Source organism: Lysobacter enzymogenes (genome assembly GCF_900106525.1).
In the GTDB taxonomy this organism is placed as follows: domain Bacteria; phylum Pseudomonadota; class Gammaproteobacteria; order Xanthomonadales; family Xanthomonadaceae; genus Lysobacter; species Lysobacter enzymogenes.
The window spans coordinates 1-15,671 of record NZ_FNOG01000004.1; the positions used below are offsets into that span (position 1 = coordinate 1).

General features: G+C 67.9%; 7 protein-coding genes. All 7 read right to left on the reverse strand.

The window, feature by feature from the left end; all coding sequences use genetic code 11:
- On the reverse strand, positions 1-1,023 hold a 1,023-nt coding region (gene glmS, locus BLU84_RS10965; protein WP_074866680.1), incomplete at its 3' end, for a glutamine--fructose-6-phosphate transaminase (isomerizing).
- A 311-nt stretch (positions 1,024-1,334) separates the two neighbouring features.
- Positions 1,335-3,545: a reprolysin-like metallopeptidase gene (locus tag BLU84_RS10970; RefSeq protein ID WP_074866683.1), complete on the reverse strand. Its 2,211-nt coding sequence runs from the start codon at positions 3,543-3,545 to the stop codon at positions 1,335-1,337.
- 60 nt (positions 3,546-3,605) lie between these two features.
- The gene (locus BLU84_RS10975) at positions 3,606-3,929 is read right to left on the reverse strand and encodes a hypothetical protein (RefSeq protein ID WP_139174925.1); all 324 of its coding nucleotides are present in this window, start codon (positions 3,927-3,929) and stop codon (positions 3,606-3,608) included.
- A gap of 49 nt (positions 3,930-3,978) precedes the next feature.
- Positions 3,979-4,338: a hypothetical protein gene (locus BLU84_RS10980; RefSeq protein WP_074866687.1), complete on the reverse strand. Its 360-nt coding sequence runs from the start codon at positions 4,336-4,338 to the stop codon at positions 3,979-3,981.
- 21 nt (positions 4,339-4,359) lie between these two features.
- The gene (locus BLU84_RS10985) at positions 4,360-6,366 is read right to left on the reverse strand and encodes a CshA/CshB family fibrillar adhesin-related protein (protein ID WP_139174926.1); all 2,007 of its coding nucleotides are present in this window, start codon (positions 6,364-6,366) and stop codon (positions 4,360-4,362) included.
- Between the two features lie 16 nt (positions 6,367-6,382).
- The gene (locus BLU84_RS10990) at positions 6,383-10,027 is read right to left on the reverse strand and encodes a hypothetical protein (RefSeq protein ID WP_074866693.1); all 3,645 of its coding nucleotides are present in this window, start codon (positions 10,025-10,027) and stop codon (positions 6,383-6,385) included.
- Positions 10,027-14,778: an Ig-like domain-containing protein gene (locus BLU84_RS10995; protein ID WP_083382504.1), complete on the reverse strand. Its 4,752-nt coding sequence runs from the start codon at positions 14,776-14,778 to the stop codon at positions 10,027-10,029. Before BLU84_RS10995 ends, BLU84_RS10990 begins: the two co-directional genes overlap by 1 nt.
- Between the last annotated feature and the right edge of the window lie 893 nt (positions 14,779-15,671).

Consider the following 15,671-nt stretch of genomic DNA (forward strand, 5'->3'; position numbering starts at 1 on the left):
CTTCGGGTTCGCCACCGCGGCGCGATAGCGGTACTCGCTGGCGATCTCGACCTGGCACGGCAACCCGGCGATGGCCTCGATCCAGTAGCGCGCGGTCAGGCCGGCGTAATAGCTGGTGCCGCAGGCCAGGATCTGCACGCCCTCGACGCCGGCGAACACTTCGTCGGCCTTGGCGCCGAACAGCGACGCGCTGAAGCCGTTGTTGTCGATCACCGCCTCGATGGTGTCGGCGATCGCGCGCGGCTGCTCGTGGATTTCCTTCTGCATGAAGTGGCGGTATGGGCCCAGCTCCAGCGAGGCCAGCGACACGTCGGACAGATGCACTTCGCGCTCGATCTGCGCGCCGTCGATGTCGAACACCCGCACCGCGGCGCGGGTGACCTCGGCGGTGTCGCCTTCTTCCAGGAAGATCACCCGGCGCGTAGCCTGCACGATCGCCGACACGTCGCTGGCGACGAAGTTCTCGCCCTCGCCCAGGCCGACCAGCAGCGGGCAGCCCATGCGCGCGGCGATCAAGCGGCCCGGCTCGTTGAGGCTCACCACCGCGATCGCGTAGGCGCCGACCAGCTCGCGCACCGCCGCCTGCACCGCCGCGAGCAGGTCGTGGCCCTGCTTCAGATAGGAGTGAATGAGGTGGGCGATGACTTCGGTGTCGGTCTGCGATTCGAACGCATAACCGGCCGCACGCAACCGCTCGCGCTGCTCGTCGTGGTTTTCGATGATGCCGTTATGCACCACCGCCAGTTCGCCGAAGCTGATGTGCGGGTGCGCATTGGCCTCCGTCACCCCGCCGTGGGTCGCCCAGCGGGTGTGGCCGATGCCGATCTGCGCACTGAACGCCTCGGCCTGGGCCGCGTTCTCCATCTCCGCCACGCGCCCGGTCCGGCGCACCCGGCGCAGCTGCGCGCCGTCGAACACGGCGATGCCCGCCGAGTCGTAACCGCGGTATTCCAACCGCTTCAAGCCGTCGATCAGGACCGGCACCACATCGCGATCGGCGATCGCGCCTACGATTCCGCACATGCTGAAAAACTCCGGGGGAAGAGTGTGCGCTAGTCTATCCGCGCAACCCGCCGCCCGTCGCGACTTGCGTCGCCACGCTGCTTCGCTCGTCGCAAATCGTCAGCTGCGGTTCAAGCATCGTCGCCGCAGGGTGCGCAAGACGCCGCCACAGTTGCCTGCCCGCATACCCGCCCCGAGCCCGCGGCTGTGAACTGAATCGGCATCCGCCCTGCCCTTGCCTGGCGAATCCAAGCCGCCTCGGCATGCGGCAAGAAGCGGGACCGCGCGCCCGCCGCCGCGCAGCGCGCGGTCGCACGGCCCCTGGCCACGCACTACGGCGCGATCGGCGCGCCGGTGAACACCGTCCAGCCGGCCGGATAATTGCGATAGAACGAACCCGACGAATCGGAGGGGAAGCCGTAGACGCTCGTGGTGTTGTAGTTCGCGCCGGTGCCGTCGTTCAACGACATCCACATATCGCGCAAAATGCCGCTGGTCCACAGCATGCTGGCGGTGGCGCCGCCATAGCGATCCACCGCGATCGGGCTGTGCAGCAGTTCGAGCAGCGGACCACTGACCGATTGCGTGCCGATCCTGCCGCCGCCGTCCATGGTCCACACGGTCGCCGCCGACAGCAGCAAGGCGTTGGTGTCGAAAGCCAGATCGGCCTTGTTGTCGTTGTTGAAATCGCCGCTGCCGACCAGCGTCCAGCCCTGCGGGTACTGCAGCCCAGTCTGGACGATGGTGAACGTGGTATTGCCGTTGTTCTTCCAGTACTCCAGGCGGCGGTCGGCGTTGGCCCACATCAGATCGATCAGGCCGTCGCCGTCGAAGTCGCGCGCGGCGACGACCCGGTAACCCGCAGTGATGTCGAAACACTTGACCGATGCAGTGCTGGTTCCGTTCATCACCCACACGCGCAACTGAGTTTCGCCGGGTTTGGTGAACAAGATGTCGCTTTTGCCGTCGCCGCTCAGGTCCGCCGCGCCGATCACGTCCCAGGACGTGACCGACTTGGCGGTCGTCTGGAAGGTGTAGTCGGCTTGCGCGGTCCATATCTGCGGCTCGCGGGCGTCGCTGTTCCAAACGAAATCGGTTCGGTGGTCGCCGTTGAAATCGCCGGCGGCGACGAGGCGGAAGCCCGCGCCCATCGTCTGCTTGCCACCGTAAGCGGCGTAAGTACCGCGATACAGGATGAAGGCCATCGCGCCGTCGTTCTGCAGCACCAGGTCGGCCATGCCGTCGCCGTCGATGTCGATCAACGGGTCCAGCGGCTGATTGAAGGCCGAGGCCACGCGCAAGGTGGTGCGCAGAGCCCGCGCTTGGTTGGCGGTGCCGGCGTCGCCGCAAGGCTGGCCCTTGCACAGATAGATGTCTGGGTTGGAGTAATAAGGCGCGGGCGATTGGCCGGAAGAGCCGTAGGCCATCAGGGTGTAGAAGCCGCCACCGGGAAGATCGCGTTTCCAGCCGAACGTATAGGGAAACGGCCCAGGCTTATCGCTGTTGGCCGAATCGTGGACCAAGCCCCAATTGTGGCCGAGCTCGTGACTGAACGTGGTGTCTTTGCAGTAGGTCGTGCTGTTGTCGTCCGTGCCGTCGCTGATCGCGGCGTTCGCGCCGCCGCCGGATGCCGTGGTGTAGGGCCCCAGATTGCTGCCGTTGACCGTCGCCAAGCCGCAATTGCCGTGTTCCGGCGTCAGGAACGGACGCACGATGGTAAGCATGTCGGCGCCGGAGGCACGACGCGCGTCGCGCAGCACCTGCAACGGCCCCACCCCGCTTCGGTCGCCGAGCGCATCGAGGGTTGCCGAGTTGGTTTCGGTCTCCGGGTAGGCGACCTGCTTGGTGCCGACCAAACGCAGAGTGGCATCGACTTGACTATCGATGAACGCTTGGTTGGTAACCGAAACCAGATAATTGATCCGGGTCAGCGCCGCCGATTGCGAACCGTAGCGCGTCACCAACCCTGGCGTGTAGCCGACGAACACGTCCACCACCGGACCGGCGGTCTTGGCCAGCGCGATCTTGGTCCGCAACGCGTCCTTGGCGCTTGCCAGCATCGGCTGCGCCTCGATGAAGTCGGGCGACGCTTTGAGGCCTTTCGCGGCGCTGATGCGATCCGCGTCCTGCATGGGGTCGGGCACGATCAAATAGGTCGCGCCCTTGCGCGTGTCGAGTTTCAGCGGCGAACCGTCTTCGGCGACCAGCGCGCCGAACGACGCGTCCTTGCCGCTGGCGACCATGACCGTGCGCTCGCTTGCGTCCTTGAGCCGGACCTTGCCCACCCACAGCAAGGTCCCGTCGGGCAGGAACTGGTGGCGCGAGGTGCGGGCGAACACACGCTGGCCCGAGGGCGTGGCGATCCACATCCCGCGCTCGACGATGGCCTGTTCCAGCGCGTCGGGATTGAGCGTCACCCGTTGCTCGCGAACGGCGGCGGCCGCGATTTTCTGCAGCGGCGGCGATTGGAACAGCGACGGCGGCGCGGCGACGGCCGGCGCGGCGATCGCCATGGAAAGGGCCAGCAACGACAACTTCGACATGACGGTATCTCCCAGTGAAGGAACACCAATCCCCTGTTCGGTGGCGCGCGCGGGTTCGCGTTACGCCCGGCGCGGACCGCAGTGCGTGGCGTCCGCGCACGGCGATGCCTGGAGGTCTTCGCTGGTTTCCGCCACCGGCCAGGATTCGCCGGCGCGCCGCATCTGCGCGCGCTCGCATTCCTGCTCGAACCAGAACCCGACCCAGTAGACGACGCTGCGGCTGGGCTTGAAGCGCAGGTACTCGGGATGCGTGCGTTCGATCCAGGCATAGAAATCGTCGAAGCGGCCGGGATCCAGCGGCTTTCCGACCTCGCACACGGCCAGCGCCCACTGCCGGCACAGCTCGCGCACTTTCGCCTCGCACACGGCCCGTAGCGTCCTCATGCGCGCGCTCCGGGCCGCCCCGCGCGCGGTGGGCCGCGGCGATCCGCGCTCAGCATCGCTGCGTCGCCAGGCATTCGAGCACGTCCGCGGCGCGCCCTTGCGCGCAAAGCTCGGCCGGCGTGCGGTAGTCGCACGGCGCGATCGGACAGTTCTTGAACCAGAACACCAGCTGCCGCTCGTCGTCGAAGCGGTCGTAGGCGGCGCCGAGCACCCGCACCAGCTCGCGCAGCGAAAGCTGTACCTGCGGCGACATCGGCGCCAGCCGGAAACGCTCCGGACGCAGCCGGCACATGTCCGCCAACTCGCGGCGTTTGATCCCCAGCAACTCGCACAGGCGTTCGCTGGAGAAATGCGGCGAATCCTCGTACTGCAGCGCCGCGAAAAAATCGGTGAATTCGCGTTGCGTCATCGCAAGCCCGCCTCCGCGCCGTCACTGCACGACGCAGTCGAACTGCAGGGTCAGGCTCGCGCCCACCGCCAGCGTCCCCAAGGTCACGCCGGTTCCCTGCAAATCGCCGACGGTCGCCGTCGTGGCCGGACAGGCGCCGGCCGCGCCGGTGCAGGTCACCGCGTTGGCGGTCGGGCAATCCAACCCGGCCTGGGCCGGGTCGGTGACGACCGCACCGATGGCGGTGCCCGGGCCGTTGTTGGTCACGGTCACGGTGTACTGACTCGCCTGCCCGTGTTCGCTGGCGGTGCGGTTATTGGTCTTGGCGATCGCCAGGTCCGCCTGATTGGGCGTGTTGGTGATCGTGCAGGTCAGGTCGTTGCCGTTGTTGAAGGTGATGCTCCAGTCCGCCGGCCCGGTGCCGGTGGGGCCGGTGGGCGTGGGTACGGCGCCGGTGCTTCCGGCATTGGCCACGCAGGTCAGGCTCGGCGTGTACCGCAGCAGCGCCGATCCGCCGGCATTGGCATCGCGCAGGGTGTAGGGCCCGGTCACGTCCACCGGCAGTTCGCCGGTGGTCGCGGTGAGCGCGGTGCCGGCCGTGGTCGCCGTACCGATCGAGGTGGCTCCGTCGAAAACGCCCACGGTGAATTGATCGGTGGCATCGATGCGCGAGACGATCCGCTTGTTCAAGATCACCTTGGCCGGCGCGAGCGCGGTGATGAGGTAATCCTCCACTTCGCCATCGGCGGCCGCGCCGGTTGGAGTAGCGATCTGCGCGGCCACCGATGCGGTGCGGATGCGCATGTAACTGCGCCCCTGCGCGGCATTGGCCGGTACGTCCCAGTTCAAAGCCACGGTCCCGCTGCCGTTCGGCCCGCCCGGACACACCGGGCTGTTGTTCGATACCTCGCCAGGATCGTTGAAATCGCCGTCGCGGTTGAAGTCGATCCAGCCGCGCACGACACCGCCACCACTGCAGGCGATGAGCGGCGGGGTGTAGGTCGCGCCCGGCACTGCGACCACCACGCCCAAGGGCGCGGTGAAACCGTCTTCGTCGTCTTCGCCGAGGGTGTCGTCGCCATCGGCATTGGCGCCATGGCTGGCCTCCAGTTCGGCATCGACCCGGCTGCCCAGCCGCGCAGTCGGCTGGACTAAGTTGGCTAGGGTCATGCTGTGCAATTGGGTGGTGGAATTGGGCGCTAGGTCGCCGCCCGACCACGAAGGCTGCGCGTCGTGGGTCGGATTGCCATAGCTCGCCGGCGCATCGCCGAAGTCGGTGGTGAAAACCACCATCGCGCCAAGCGCAATGGCCGATTGTCCGCCGCCTTTCAACACGACCTCCGCCGTGGTCGTACCCTCCATGAAGGCCACCCCTATGGGGCCCGATTGGCAAAGGGAGGGGGCACCGTTCATCCGCAGCGCGCTTTGGCCGGCGCTGTCGGTCCGGACCAGCGGCGTATCCGTCGTCGTGCAATTGCGGAAGCGGTCGATCATCCGCCACGTCGTGCCGGCGCTGCTGATCGTGCCTTGGGTGTATTCGTTCTGCCCAGCCGCGTTCTGGGATTGTTCGGCATCGGCGAACACCAGACCGGAGAGCGGATAGGCCGACGGATTGGGATCGCTAGGCGCTCCCAATGTAGCGGAGCAAGCGAAAGTGAAGGTGATCGTCGCTCCGCCGGGGGAACTAACCAGTCCGATATCCATCGTGTTTGCGGCGCCAACGCCGCCGACGTTGTACAGGTCGTCCAGTCCGTCGCCGCCGAAGTCGCCCGGCTGCTTGATGAACATGTTGCCGACCTTGTTGCTGATCGAGCAGGTCATGCGCAGCGCCTGACCCGACGGCGTAGCGAACGTGTTGGTGACCGTCGTGCCTGCCGCCGGAATGGTGGCGCCTCGGTCGCCCCAATCGAACCAGAAGATCTGCGACTTGAAGCGTCCGCTGCCACCTGTGGCGAACTGCGCCTGCGCGGGGACGCTCGTCAACGCGAGAAACGCCAGAACACACAGCCGCTTCGAAAGCGTCGGCGAAAGATTCTTTTTCGTGGACATCGTCGTCTCCTTCGCCTCAGTACTTGCCGACGACGTTAAGGAACACGCCGCGATGGTCGTAGTCGAAATCGGTCAGGTCGTCGCTGAACTCGGTAAAGTTGTAGCCAAGCCCGATGCGGAAGTTTTCGCCGAGATCGCGGTCGATGCCGAGCAGCACGCCACGCTTTTCGCCGCCGTCCTTCACCCCGAGCCAGCGGTACTCGGCCAGCGCGTGCCAGACGCCGGCGAACTCGTAGCGCACCTGCCCGGCGGCGAAGGTCGCGGCCGAATCGGCCCATTGCCCTTGCAAGCGGCCGTAACGCACCTCGCCTTCGCGGCGCATCAGCTTGAGCGCGTATTCCCAGCGCTGCTCGGGCTGGTACACGCCTTCCAGCGACAGCACCTGGCTGCGTTGGTCGTAGAAGGCGACGTTGGGGCCGTCCTGCTCCAGCGCCGACAGGTCGTACAGATAGGTGTACTTGCCCAGCAGCGCCCAGGCGGTACTGTCGAACGGCCGCCAGGCGAAACCGAGATTGGCTTCGATGAACTTCGCGCCGGCGGCCGACAACTGCTTGTCCTGGGTCTTGGAGTAGTTGATGCGCGCGGCGATGCGGAAGCTCTCGTTGAACTTGTGCAGCAGGCGATTGGTGCTGACCCACTGCTCGCGCCGCTCGGCGCCGGAGTCGCGACGCCATTCCAGCTTGCTCTGCCACTGCGTGTCGGCGTTGGTGCGGCCACCGCTGAGGCTGATCGCGTCGCGGTCCACCTGCCCCGCGTCCTTGTCCAATTGCGCCGATTGCAGGGTGAAGCCGAGGTTCCAGTTGTCGCCCGGATAGAAATCCATGCCGAAGGTATGGGCGAGGCCGGACGCGTCGGGTTCCTTGAGGAACTGGCTCTCGTTGAACAGGTTGACCTGGTTCGACAGGCGCCAGCGCTGGCCCAGGGTCCAGCCCGGCGTCTGCCGGCGGTTGAACAAGGGGTCGTACTCGCTGCGGTCGGTGGAATGGGTGTAGGCGGCGTAGACGCTGTGGTCCGGCGTGAGCCGGTACTCGGCGTTGACCTGGGCCGCATCGCCGCGGTCGCCGGTGGTGACTTCGGCGCCGACGCTGGACAGATCGCCGAACAGGTACTTGCCGCCGAGGGTCAGCGCGTCGTTGTCGCGGTACTTGCCGTGGTCGTCGTCGAAGGTCTTCTGCGCGGTGCCCGACCATTCCCAGCTCGTGCCGACCCGGCGCAGATAGCGCAAGGCGGCCAGGCTGCCGACCGCATCGGCCGACGGCCCGCCGGCGCGCGCTTCCTCGACCCGGCGCAGCTCAGCGCTGAGCGTGTTGTCCTCGTCGATGCGCCACTCGCCGGTGAGCTGCGCCTGGGTGAACGACTCTTGCCCGCGTTCGGCCTTGCTGTAGCGCGAGTACAACTGGAAGCGTTGGCCGATCATGCCGATCAGCTCGGCGCCGCGCTCTTCGATGTCCTGGCCCTGATCGAAACGGCTGATCGAATAGCCTGCATCGACCTTGCGCCACCACGCGCCGACCGCCCAGTCGTCGTGGGTCCAGCCCAATTCCTTGAAGTTGGCCCGCGCCTCGACCGCACGGGCGCTGCCCTGGCGCGCGCCGAGCGCGGCGTTGCGCTGGACGAAGCTCAGGCCGCCGTTGCCGGAGAAGAACACCGGCGCGCTGGTGGCCTGGGTGCGGCTGTGCTCGAGTTTGAGGTAAGTGCCGCGCCCGGCCTGCAGGGTCACGTCCGCGCCCTTGAGCGTGTAGTCCTCGCCGGAACGGTTCTCATCGACGTAGGTCGCGCCGACCGCGACGTGCTGGCCGAACCAGTGCTTGCCGCGCACACCGAGGGTGACGTCGTCGGGGTCGAAGCCGCGCGGGACGTACTCGTAATCGACCAGCAGCACCTGGCTGAGGCCGTCGAGCGGCGTGTCGATGGTCAGGCGCGGCAGATTGGCGCGGTCGGCGCGGGTCAGCAGCGGTCGCGACAGTTCCAGCCGGCCCTGCAGCTCGTTGATGGTGTAGTCGGCGCCGCGGTGCAGTTCGATCCGGTTCTCGACCCGGCCGGTGGTGTCGTCGCGCACTTCGATCGTCAGCCGTTCCGAGCCCGGCAACACATCGGTGTGCTTGAGGTAGTACAGGCTGCCGCCGGTGCCGAGGAATTCGCTGTGGCCGGGCGCGGTCTGCGCTTGCGAGCCGAACGCGCGCAGCGTGGTGCCCGCCTCGCCCAGATTCGTGGTGCGCTGCGAACGCCACTCGAACGCGCCGCCGTACAGCGCGCGCGAGTACTGGCCGTACTCGGTGCCGGTGATGCCGGTATTGAAGTTGCCCCACAGCGCCTGGTTCTTGTCCCAGTCCACGCGCAGGTACAGCCGGCCCATCGTGTCGACGTCGCGGTAGACGGTGGAATCGTCGCCGTAGACCGGGTAGTACAGGTTCGGGTCGAGGCGGCGGAACACGTCCTGCGGGTCGGCGTCCCAGAAGCCGCTGAACAGCTCGCTGATCTCGCGTTCCTGGGTGTCGGCCTGGGCAGTGACCAGATACTTGCCCTTGAACTTGCCCTTCAGATAGAACGCCAGGCGGCCGTCGACCAGCAGGCTGTCGTCCAGCCGCTCGGCATCGGCGCCCAGCGCTTCGACCGAACCCGACGCGCTGTTCTTCGACACGGTCACGTCGGCCAGCGCGATCGCGAACAGGTACTTGCCGCTGACGTCGACATCGAGTTCGCGCTGGAGCGAGCCGTCCTTGCCGTCGACGGCGATGTCGAAACGGTGGCGGCCGACCGGCACCAGGTATTCGGCGGCGAGCTTGCCTTCCAGGTCGACCGGCTGCGACTGGCCGTTGATGGTCACGCTGGCGTTTTCGGGCAGGTTGCGGCCCTGGATGCGGATGCGCGAGCCGTAGATGCGGATGTTCTGCTGGCGCAGGCCGTTTTCGCCGAAGGCCTGGTCGATCAGGCTGCGCTGCTGGGCCTGTTCGGCGCTCAAGGCATCGCCGTAGCGCTGTTCCACCGCGCGGCGCAGTTGCTGCGCGCCGCGTTCGGCCTCTTCGGGCCGCACCAGTTGCAGCTTGCGCGGATAGGTTTCGTCGAACGCGCCGTCTTCGCCGTAGGCACGCACGAGGTAGACCAGTTCGTCGCCGGCGCGCGCTGCGAAGTTCGCCGGCAGTTCGCCGTTCCACTGCGCGCTGGCGGTGGCACCGGCCGGCAGCGGCACTGTCGCCAGCGGCTCGACCAGATCGCCGTCGCTGGCGCGGTAGATCAGCACCTCGGCGCGGCGGATGAAGGCCGCGTAGTTGTTCTGCAGGTAGAACTGCACCGGCGCGACCACCTTGCGCCCGTCGAAGGACACCAGGCTCGGCGCGGACACGTTGAGTTCGGGCTGGCCGAGGTTGGGATCCTCGGTGGCCCAGATCACCCCGCCCGCCGGCAGGCGCGCGCTCCACTGGCCGGTGGCGGCGGAGCCGCGGGCCGGTGCGAGCGGCGCGGCGGAGTTCGCGTTGACGGCGGCGGCGGCCGCAACGGCCGGCGCCATTGCTTCGGTGCGCGCGGCATTGTCCGCCGCCGCGCGCGCCACTGCGCCGGCGGCGAACGGCGAAGGCGCGGCGCCTTGCGCCCACACCTGGAGCGGCAAGCCGGCGATCGCGCACAGCAGGGAGTAATCGAGCAGCTTCAGTTTCAGGCTCATCACGGCGTCCTCTCCTGGCTGCGCGGCGTCGGCGCGCTCGCATCGCGTGGGTCCTGCGGCGCGGTCGGCGCGGCTCCCGCCTTGGCGTCTGGAGCCGGCCCGGGCGGCGCTGGAGCTCGCGACGGCTCCTGCGGCGGCAGCTTCGCGCCGAAGTCGAAGCGCACCGGCAGGCCCGGAGTGATCCGGCGCAACAGCGGATTGGCGGTGGTCAGCACCGTGCCCGGCGGCAAGGTCGCCGGATCGACCTTGAGGATGAAGTTGCGTCCGCGCTCCCACGCGCCGCCCGGAACGCCTTCGAGGTGATATCGGCCGAACGGATCGGTCTCGATCAGCAGGCCTTCGACCGAGGCGATGCGCACGCCGGGGATGCCGCGTTCGTCGACGCCATCGTTGTAGATCGCGTACTCCACCCGCACTCCGCCTTCGACCTGGGCGACGCGGCGCTCCACGCGCGGCGCGGCGGCGTCCAGGCCCTTGCCGGCGCGGCCGCTGCGCTGCACGGTGTTGCGGCCGTCGGCGTCCATGCGCAGTTCGACGCCGTCGCCGCCGCTCAGGGCGAAATCGCCGGTGAAGCGCGGTTCGCGCAGGGTCTGGGCGATCGTCACCAGCGGTGCCGGATCGGCGTCGGAAGCGCGGCCCGGCAAGCGGCCCAGGTCGATGCCGTGCAACAGCGGCGCGCTCGCATCGCTGAGCGGCTTGGGGCCGTCGCCGCGGTCGATGGTGGTGGAACCGGGCACGTAAGCCTCGGGCGCGAAGCCGCCGCGCACGTGCACCTTGTCCAGCGTGGCGGCGTCCTGCCAACCGTCGCTGTCGCGGTCGTCGAACACCGTGCCGAGGATCAGCGATTCGTCCAGCAGCGGATCGGCGACCAGGCGCACTTCGGCCTGGGCGGTGTTGGACACGGTGGCGCCGTTGTCCTGGGCGATGGCGCGGTTGACGTGCGTGCCCGGCCGCACGCCGGCGCCGACCCGCAGCAGGTAGGCGATGGTGGCGCGTTCGCCGCGGGCGATGTCGATCCGGTCGACCCGGATCGGATAGTTGCCGGTCTGGCGTCCGGCGCCGTCGCGGTCGGCCACGCTCAGCGAACCGGACACGTAGCTGAAGCCCGGCGGCGGCGTGTCGATCACGGTCGCATCGACCGCGTCGGCGTCGCCGACGTTTTCGATGCTCAAGGTGTAGCGCACCAGATCGCCGATGCGCACGTCGCGCGGTTGCGCGGTCTTGACGATGCGCAGGCGCACGTTGCCGAGGATGTTGGCGCGCACCGTGGTCGGATTCGAGCGCAGGCCGGTGGTGTCGGCGACGCTGTACTGCACCGGCGTGGCCTCGCCGATGAAGCCCGGCGCGGGCACGAAGGTCAGCGTGCCGTTCGGATTCACCGTCCACACGCCCTCGCCCGGCACCGTCAAGGTCTTGCCGTCGCCGCTGACGCCCGCGCCGACCAGCAGGACCGACGCCGGATCGATGTTGCCGTCGGGATCGGTGTCGTTGCCGAGCACCGCGATCACCAGCGGTTCGCCGGCACTGCCGGTGGCGACATCCTCGTTGTCGGGATTGGCGACCGGCGGGCTGCCGGTCACGCGGATCGTCGCGGTCGCGGTGTCGCACACCGGCGTCGGCGTCGAATGGTCGCAGACCTGGTAGACGAAACTGTCGTCGCCCAGATAGCCCGGGGTCGGCGTGTAGGTCACCGTGCCGTCGGGATTCAACACCACCGTGCCGTGCGCCGGCGGCGTCGGGAAGGTCACCGAGGCCGGATCCAGGGGCGCGCCGGTGGTGGTGTCGTTGCCGAGCACCGGGATCGGGCGCGGCGTGTTGGCCGGCGTGTCGATGACGTCGTCGGTCGCCGTGACCTGGTTGGGCTGCACGGTCACCGTCACCGTGGCGGTGGTGCAATTGGCCGGATTGAGCGTCTCGCAGACTTGGTAGGTGTAGGTGTCGGTGCCGGAGAAGTTCGGATTCGGCGTGTAGGTGATGGTGCCGTCCGGGTTGACCGTCACCGTGCCGTGGGTCGGCGGCGTCGGTACGGTCAGCGTGACCTTGCTCGGGTCGATCGGCTGGCCGTTGAGGGTGTCGTTGCCCAGCACCGGCGTGACCACCGGGGTGTTCTGCGGCGTGGTCGCGGTGTCGGGCGTCGCGACCAAGGGCGCGGCGGTGACCACGACGGTGGCCTGACTGGTCGAGCAGTTGGTCGGGTTGAGCACCTCGCACACCGTGTACGGATAGGTGTAGGTGCCCGCTGGCGTGCCCACCGCGACGGCGATGGTGCCGTCGGGGTTCATGCTCAGGCCCGGGTTCGGGCTCGTGCCCGGCCTCAGCGTGGCGTTGCCGCCGCTGCCGACGGTGATCGGCTGGCCGTTGATGGTGTCGTTGCCGACCACCGACGGCGTGCGGCCGCCGCTGCCGCCGTTGATCGGCGTGCCGGTGTAGTCGTCGGGATTGGCGACGATCGGCGCGGCGCCGACCACGACGGTGGCGGTGGTGGTGCGGCAGTTGCTCGGGTTGAGCCGCTCGCACACCGTGTACGGATAGGTGTAGGTGCCTGCCGGCGTGCCCGGGGCGACGGCGATGGTCCCGTTCGGGTTCATCGTCAGGCCCGGATTCGGGCTCGCGCCCGGCGTCAGCGTGGCGTTGCCGCCGCTGCCGACGGTGACCGGCTGGCCGTTGATGGTGTCGTTGCCGAGCACCGAGGGCGTACTGCCGCCGCCGGCGCCGTTGATCGGCGTGCTGCTGTAGTCGTCGGGGTTGGCGACCAGGTCGGACGGATTCACCGTCACCGTGGCGTTGGTGGTCGCGCAGTTGGTCGGGTTGGCGACTTCGCAGATCGTGTACGGATAGGTGTAGGTGCCCGCCGGCGTGCCCGGCGCGACCGTGATGGTGCCGTTGGCGTTCATCGTCAGGCCCGGATTCGGGCTGGCGCCCGGCGTCAGCGTGGCGTTGCCGCCGGCGCCGACGGTGACCGGCTGGCCACCGAGGGTGTCGTTGCCGATCACGGTGGCGGTGGTGCCGCCGCTGCCGCCGTTGATCGCCGGCGGCGTATCGGGATTGGCGTTGATCGGGCGCGCGCCCGCGGTGGCCGGCGCATCGTCGCTGTTGTTGCCGGGCACCGGATCGGTGGTGCCGGCCGGCGCGGTCGTTGTCGCGGTGTTGTTGAACGCGCCGCCAGTGGCGCCGACCGTCGCGGTCACCGTGACCGTGGCGCTGCCGTTGACCGGGATGCTGCCCAAGGTGCACGGGAACGCCGTACAGCCGGCGCCGCTGACCGCGGTGATGGCGATGTTGCCCGGCGTGTCGGCGAGCACGAAGCCAGTCGCGACCGACGGGCCGTGGTTGGTCGCCACGATCTGGTACGTCACGCTCTGCCCGGCGACGATCACGCCGGCGGTGGTGAGGGTTTTCTGCACCGCGACATCGGCGCTCGGCAAGGCGGTCGCGGTGACGGTGCCGGTGTTGTTGCCCGGCGTGGGATCGGTCTGTCCCGGCGGCAGGGTCGCGGTGGCGGCGTTGGCGAAACTGCCGTCGGTGCCGATCGTGCCGGCGACGGTGATCGTCGCCGACGCGCCTGCGGCGAGGTTGGCGATCGTGCATGGCAGCGCGCTGCAGGCCCCGCTGACCGCGCCGAGGGTGAGGTTGGTCGGCGTGTCGGCCACGGCGATGTTGCTCGCCGGCGACGGGCCGTTGTTGGTGACCACGATATTGAACGACACCGTCTGCCCGGCCCGATACGGCCCAGCCGTGGTCAGGGTCTTGGTCGTGGCGATGTCCGCCGACACCGACGGCGTCACGGTGACGCTGCCGAAGTCGTCGCCGCCGCCGTCGCCCGGGGTGGAATCGGGATCGCGCTGGTCGACGCTGCTGACTTCGGCGTTGTTGACGTGCGAGCCGGCCGCGTTGACGGTGGCGACGATGCTGCGGGTGGCGTTGGCGCCTGCCGCGATCGTGCCGATCACCCAGGCGCCGGTGCCGGCGGTGTAGGTTCCCGCGCCGGTCGAAGAGACGAAGGTGAAGCCGGCCGGCAGCTGGTCGGTGACGATCACGTTGCTGGCGTCGGACGGTCCGGCGTTGTCGACCCTCAGGGTGAACGTGACGTTGGACCCGATCGCCGCGCTGGCGTTGTCGACGGTCTTGGTCAGCGACAGATCGGCCGCGCCGTTGACCTGGGTCGGGTCGCTGGCGCTGCAACGCGCCGCTGGCGTACCTGGCGCGGCAGGACAGGTCGGATCGTTGCCTCCACTGGCCCGCGCGGTATTGGTTGCGGTGCCGATAGCGGCGTTGCCGACCGAAACCGTCAGCGTCACCGCGCTGCTGGCGCCGACGGCGATCGGCGTGGTGCTGGTGCAGGTCACGGCCTGGCCGCTGGCGCTGCAGGCCCAGCCGCTGCCGGTGCCGGAGACGAAGCCCAGGCCGTTAGGCAGCGTGTCGACGATAGTGACGGTGCCGGAGGTCGCCGCGCCGTTAGCGGCGGTGCTGGTGTTGCTCACCGTCAGCGTGTACGTGCCGTTGGTGCCGACGGTGAAGTTGCCGGTGTGGCTCTTGGCCATCGTCAACTGCGGCGCCAGCACCGTATCGGTGTCGGAAGCGCTGTTGTTGGCGGGCGTCGGATCGGCGCCGTTGGCGGGTGCGGACACCGTGGCGGTGTTGGTCACGGTCTGTGCGCCGGCCGGCAGGCCCGCCAGCGCCATGACGCACAGCAGCGTGCGCAGCATGCATCCGAACCACCTACAAGGCTTGCCGACAGCGTTCGAATTCATGATGTGATCCCTCTTTTTTCCACGCACAGACACGCCGCGCAGCGGTCGCGCAGCCCAGCCATCGTTGTCTTCGGTGCACACGCCCACGGGTCCGCGCGCCGGTCGGACGCATCGTGTCGGGATCCCGTTTTGCCGCAACACCCGCACTTAAGCGGGACGGCGGAACTGCAAGTACTTCGTCACTCCACCGACGCGTCCGCTACCGCCGAACGCAACCGCCCCTGTGACTCAAGTAGTTAACGCAACTGAATCAACGTCAGTTGCAGAAAAAATATCTACAGAAATTCGCCTGTCAAGCATGCGAATACTCACCGCCGGCATGCTTATGCGACATCCGGCAAAGATCGATGGATCGTTTGTGTGCCTAAAAAGCACCGAAAAAATCGCAGTCGAAAGCGATTATCAAATCGCGGGAGCGCCAATGCCGCCCTCGACGTTTCGCGGCATCGGTCGGCCGCTCAAAGGCTTACCGCGAGACAATCGCACATCAAATACTCACTTAATGAGTACTGTTGGCATCCACCTCCGCAGCACATCGCAAGAGCGCCGCGCGGAATCCAACGGCGTTTCTTATACGTAATTTTTATAAGCAAAAAGCTACGCAACTCGTGATGCCGATCCACTCAAATTCGCGCACTGAAGCACCAAGAGCGACCATGCTTCCGCGCCGCTCAGGGTGCGAAACACATGATTTACGCTCATTTTTTGCGTAGTTTTTCCGCTTCAGCGCAGGCGCTTGCCAAGAGGCGGCGCTACTTGGACGCAACCCCGTCCATGCAGCGGCGCCGGCAGCGAGGCTTATCGGCGCGAAAATCGGCAGCGCGATGCATTCGGCCGCGTGCGCCGAACAGTCCGACGGGACTTATGCGCCGTGCTCATCAGCGCCTAACTTC